At 59.5% G+C, this 5,496-nt stretch carries 3 rRNA genes; all 3 read right to left on the bottom strand.

What is annotated here, in order from left to right:
• Nucleotides 1–18: 18 nt before the first annotated feature.
• A 5S ribosomal RNA gene (gene rrf, locus ABD994_RS30760) occupies nucleotides 19–135 on the bottom strand.
• Nucleotides 136–296: 161 nt separating this feature from the next.
• Nucleotides 297–3,411, bottom strand: a 23S ribosomal RNA gene (locus ABD994_RS30755).
• A 385-nt stretch (nucleotides 3,412–3,796) separates the two neighbouring features.
• A 16S ribosomal RNA gene (locus tag ABD994_RS30750) occupies nucleotides 3,797–5,328 on the bottom strand.
• Together the 16S, 23S and 5S rRNA genes form the textbook arrangement of a ribosomal RNA operon.
• Nucleotides 5,329–5,496 lie beyond the last annotated feature (168 nt).

Here is a 5,496-nt window from a genome sequence, read left to right as displayed (position 1 = left end):
GGTGGGGGTGGTCGGGTGTTCCGGCGGTGTCCTACTCTCCCACGACCTGGCGGTCGCAGTACCATCGGCGCTGGAGGGCTTAGCTTCCGGGTTCGGGATGGGTCCGGGCGTTTCCCCTCCGCTGTGACCACCGGAACACCCCACCACCCCCACCGTGTGGGCCTGGGTGGGCCCACCGTGTGGGGTGGGGTGTGTGGTCGTTGGGATATGCACAGTGGACGCGAACAGCAGTGGTTTCGTTACGTGCGCTTTTGTTTGCCGGTGTTGCTGACACGTCGTGATGTCTTGACGTGTGTGTGGGCAAGTCCTCGGCCTATTAGTACCAGTCCACTGAACGCCTTGCGGCGCTTACATGTCTGGCCTATCAACCCACTGGTCTGGTGGGGGCCTTAACCCTCGAAGGGGTGGGAGACCTCATCTTGGAACGGGCTTCCCGCTTAGATGCCTTCAGCGGTTATCCCTTCCGAACGTAGCCAACCAGCCGTGCCCCTGGCGGGACAACTGGCACACCAGAGGTTCGTCCGTCCCGGTCCTCTCGTACTAGGGACAGCCTTCCTCAAGTCTCCTGCGCGCGCGGCGGATAGGGACCGAACTGTCTCACGACGTTCTAAACCCAGCTCGCGTACCGCTTTAATGGGCGAACAGCCCAACCCTTGGGACCTACTCCAGCCCCAGGATGCGACGAGCCGACATCGAGGTGCCAAACCATGCCGTCGATATGGACTCTTGGGCAAGATCAGCCTGTTATCCCCGGGGTACCTTTTATCCGTTGAGCGACACCCCATCCACATGGAGGTGCCGGATCACTAGTCCCGACTTTCGTCCCTGCTCGACCCGTCGGTCTCACAGTCAAGCTCCCTTGTGCACTTGCACTCGACACCTGGTTGCCGACCAGGCTGAGGGAACCTTTGGGCGCCTCCGTTACCCTTTGGGAGGCAACCGCCCCAGTTAAACTACCCACCAGGCACTGTCCCTGGACCAGATCATGGTCCGAAGTTAGATGCCCAATTCGACCAGAGTGGTATTTCAACGTTGACTCCACCCTCACTGGCGTGAGGGCTTCCCAGTCTCCCACCTATCCTACACAAGCCGAACCGAGCACCAATACCAAGCTGTAGTGAAGGTCCCGGGGTCTTTCCGTCCTGCCGCGCGTAACGAGCATCTTTACTCGTAGTGCAATTTCGCCGAGTCTGTGGTCGAGACAGCGGGGAAGTCGTTACGCCATTCGTGCAGGTCGGAACTTACCCGACAAGGAATTTCGCTACCTTAGGATGGTTATAGTTACCACCGCCGTTTACTGGCGCTTAAGTTCTCAGCTTCACCTTGCGGTTAACCGGTCCCCTTAACGTTCCAGCACCGGGCAGGCGTCAGTCCGTATACATCGTCTTGCGACTTCGCACGGACCTGTGTTTTTAGTAAACAGTCGCTTCCCCCTGGTCTCTGCGGCCCCACCCCGCTAACCCGCAAGGGGTTTCACGGGACAGGGCCCCCCTTCTCCCGAAGTTACGGGGGCATTTTGCCGAATTCCTTGACCACAGTTCGCTCGAACGCCTCGGTATTCTCTACCTGACCACCTGTGTTGGTTTGGGGTACGGGTCGCGTAGGAACTCGCTAGAGGCTTTTCTCGGCAGCATGGGATCACTCTGCTTCGCCTCAAACGGCTATGCGTCACGTCTCAGCCTTGGTGGTGTACGGATTTGCCTGTACACCGGCCTACACGCTTGCACCAGCACTACCACTAGCTGGCGGAGCTGCCCTCCTGCGTCACCCCATCGCTTGGCTACTACCAGGCGGGGTCCCGCGCTCCCCCCGAGCTGCTCCCGAAGGAGACAGCCGGGGTTCGGGCGGTTAGCACACCAGGCCTGGCCAGGGACGCGCCTACACGAGCACGGGAATATCAACCCGTTGTCCATCGACTACGCCTGTCGGCCTCGCCTTAGGTCCCGGCTCACCCTGGGCGGAAAAACCTGGCCCAGGAACCCTTGGTCATCCGGCGGCAGAGTTTCTCACTCTGCTATCGCTACTCATGCCTGCATTCTCACTCACACGGGCTCCACGGCTGGATCACTCCGCCGCTTCACCGCCCGCATGACGCTCCCCTACCCAACACCACCACCAGCTACTGCCACTACAGCAGAGCAGTGTTCACATGGCGTTGCCGCGGCTTCGGCGGTGCGCTTGAGCCCCGCTACATTGTCGGCGCAGGACCACTTGACCAGTGAGCTATTACGCACTCTTTCAAGGGTGGCTGCTTCTAAGCCAACCTCCTGGTTGTCTGGGCGATCCCACATCCTTTCCCACTTAGCGCACGCTTAGGGGCCTTAGCCGGCGATCTGGGCTGTTTCCCTCTCGACGACGAACCTTATCGCCCGCCGTCTCACTGCCGCGCTCACGCTCACCGGCATTCGGAGTTTGGCTGACTTCAGTAAGCTTGTAGGCCCCCTAGGCCAACCAGTGCTCTACCTCCGGTGAGTACCACGCGACGCTGCACCTAAATGCATTTCGGGGAGAACCAGCTATCACGGAGTTTGATTGGCCTTTCACCCCTACCCACAGCTCATCCCCCAGGTTTTCAACCCTGGTGGGTTCGGGCCTCCACGCCGTCTTACCGGCGCTTCACCCTGGCCATGGGTAGATCACCCCGCTTCGGGTCTAGAGCACGCGACTACAGATCGCCCTGTTCGGACTCGCTTTCGCTACGGCTACCCCTCGACGGGTTAACCTCGCCACGTACCGCTAACTCGCAGGCTCATTCTTCAAAAGGCACGCCATCACAAGAACAAAGCTTGCTCTGACGGCTTGTAGGCACACGGTTTCAGGTACTGTTTCACTCCCCTCCCGGGGTACTTTTCACCTTTCCCTCACGGTACTCGTCCGCTATCGGTCACCAGGGAGTATTTAGGCTTACCGGGTGGTCCCGGCAGATTCACAGCGAATTTCACGGGCTCGCTGCTACTCGGGCACGCCACAACGCATGCTCGCAGTGTTTTCGCCTACGGGGGTCTCACCCTCTACGCCGACGCGTCCCAACGCCTTCGACTAACACCACGAACACCCGCACCACCACGGCAGCAGTGATACGTGACGCCCCACAACACCCCACCAGCAACGCCTGCCGGCTCTCACACTGGCGGGGTTTAGCCTCATCCGCTTTCGCTCGCCACTACTCACGGAATCACTGTTGTTTTCTTCTCCTGCGGGTACTGAGATGTTTCACTTCCCCGCGTTCCCTCCCACCGTCCTATACATTCAGACAGCGGTGACACCCCATGACGGGTGCCGGGTTTCCCCATTCGGACACCCTCGGATCAACGCTCGGTTGACAGCTCCCCGAGGACTATCGCGGCCTCCCACGTCCTTCATCGGCTCCTGGTGCCCAGGCATCCACCGTGCGCCCTTGACAACTTGACCAACACACACATCAAGAAATCACGACACAAATGTGCACAGAAACAAAAGATGCTCGCGTCCACTGTACAATTCTCAACGACCACACGAACCAACACCCACAACCCCCCACCAGGGGGAAGGGGTGCTGACCGTCCCCAAGAAAACAACCCGACCCGAAGACCGGAACGTTGTCCTCTCAGGACCCAACAGTGTGCCGACCCACGACCACAACAACAGCTGCGACCGGGAACGTCTGGTGTTTCCACTTTTCTCGAGCAACCCCACTCCCACGACCCGGACCAGAAGTCCGGGCCAGGTACTCGGGGCCCTCCACCACCCACCGGGAACGCGCAGGACACTCGCCTGTGAACAACCCCGGAAGACGGTGTTCGGTGAAGCTCCTTAGAAAGGAGGTGATCCAGCCGCACCTTCCGGTACGGCTACCTTGTTACGACTTCGTCCCAATCGCCAGTCCCACCTTCGACCGCTCCCCCCCTGACGGGTTGGGCCACGGGCTTCGGGTGTTACCGACTTTCGTGACGTGACGGGCGGTGTGTACAAGGCCCGGGAACGTATTCACCGCAGCGTTGCTGATCTGCGATTACTAGCGACTCCGACTTCACGGGGTCGAGTTGCAGACCCCGATCCGAACTGAGACCGGCTTTACGAGATTCGCTCCACCTCACGGCTTCGCAGCCCTCTGTACCGGCCATTGTAGCATGTGTGAAGCCCTGGACATAAGGGGCATGATGACTTGACGTCATCCCCACCTTCCTCCGAGTTGACCCCGGCAGTCTCCCATGAGTCCCCACCATTACGTGCTGGCAACATAGGACAAGGGTTGCGCTCGTTGCGGGACTTAACCCAACATCTCACGACACGAGCTGACGACAGCCATGCACCACCTGCACACCAGCCACAAGGGAACGCCCATCTCTGGACGCGTCTAGTGCATGTCAAACCCAGGTAAGGTTCTTCGCGTTGCATCGAATTAATCCACATGCTCCGCCGCTTGTGCGGGCCCCCGTCAATTCCTTTGAGTTTTAGCCTTGCGGCCGTACTCCCCAGGCGGGGCGCTTAATGCGTTAGCTGCGGCACGGAACCCGTGGAATGGACCCCACACCTAGCGCCCAACGTTTACGGCATGGACTACCAGGGTATCTAATCCTGTTCGCTACCCATGCTTTCGCTCCTCAGCGTCAGTATCGGCCCAGAGACCCGCCTTCGCCACCGGTGTTCCTCCTGATATCTGCGCATTTCACCGCTACACCAGGAATTCCAGTCTCCCCTGCCGAACTCTAGTGATGCCCGTATCGACCGCACGCCCAGAGTTAAGCCCCAGGTTTTCACGGCCGACGCGACACACCGCCTACGAGCTCTTTACGCCCAATAATTCCGGACAACGCTCGCACCCTACGTATTACCGCGGCTGCTGGCACGTAGTTGGCCGGTGCTTCTTCTCGACCTACCGTCAGCCCACCAAAAAGATGGACCTTCGTCGATCGCGAAAGAGGTTTACAACCCGAAGGCCGTCATCCCTCACGCGGCGTTGCTGCGTCAGGCTTCCGCCCATTGCGCAAGATTCCCCACTGCTGCCTCCCGTAGGAGTCTGGGCCGTGTCTCAGTCCCAGTGTGGCCGATCACCCTCTCAGGCCGGCTATCCGTCGTCGCCTTGGTAGGCCATCACCCCACCAACAAGCTGATAGACCGCGGGCCCATCCCCCACCGAAAAAACTTTCCACCACCAGACATGCATCCAATGGTCCTATCCGGTATTAGACCCAGTTTCCCAGGCTTATCCCGAAGTGGAGGGCAGGTCACCCACGTGTTACTCACCCGTTCGCCGCTCGTGTACCCCGAAGGGCCTTACCGCTCGACTTGCATGTGTTAAGCACGCCGCCAGCGTTCGTCCTGAGCCAGGATCAAACTCTCCAACAAAAAACATTGGAACAAACAGTCCCAGCAAAAACACCCAACCCCACTGGCAAACAAGGAAGGGTGCACTCAAAGAAACCCCACGACACCACACCCACAAAGATGCAGCGCCGACGAGGACAAACACACCAAACATCGGCACACTGTTGAGTTCTCAAAGGACAACCACAC

It is taken from the genome of Actinomycetospora chlora (genome assembly GCF_039542135.1).
Taxonomy (GTDB): Bacteria; Actinomycetota; Actinomycetes; order Mycobacteriales; family Pseudonocardiaceae; genus Actinomycetospora; species Actinomycetospora chlora.
The sequence above is the reverse complement of the archived record's forward strand: the minus strand, read 5'-3'. Positions and strand labels throughout refer to the sequence as shown.